The sequence below is a fragment of the Psychrobacter sp. 1176_08 genome (assembly GCF_052850615.1).
Genome location: NZ_VXCU01000022.1, coordinates 1 through 403, shown reverse-complemented (window position 1 = coordinate 403; position 403 = coordinate 1). Strand labels below are relative to the sequence as shown.

At 49.1% G+C, this 403-nt stretch carries 1 protein-coding gene; it reads left to right on the top strand.

The genetic code is table 11. The features are described from left to right. A partial coding sequence (locus tag FW759_RS13965) for a Calx-beta domain-containing protein (protein ID WP_443509729.1) occupies positions 1-403 on the top strand: 403 nt, incomplete at both ends.

Below are 403 nucleotides of genomic sequence, written 5' to 3'. Positions count from 1 at the left end.
AATAGTAAGCATCACTGGTACAGCAAGTCTGAATGAAATGGCTGCTGACGGTACTCCTAATGAAGCGACTTATACAGTCAGCATCAGCAACCCAAGTACCGAAGATACCGTTGTTACTGTCACGATTAGTGATGGCAGCACTGAAGGCTCAGCTGACTACACCGCACCTGTCACACAAAACGTGACGATTCCAGCGGGTCAAACCTCCGTTGACATCACCGTACCGATTGTGAATGACAATGTATTTGAAGGTCCAGAGGACTTTAACGTCGCAGTCACAGCAGTCACAGCCGGTACCGCGACCATCGGTACCAACAACAGCGTCACCACCACTATTTATGATGATGGCACCACTAACGGCACTGATCCTGTAGATCCTACTGATCCTACGGTAGGTGATGAC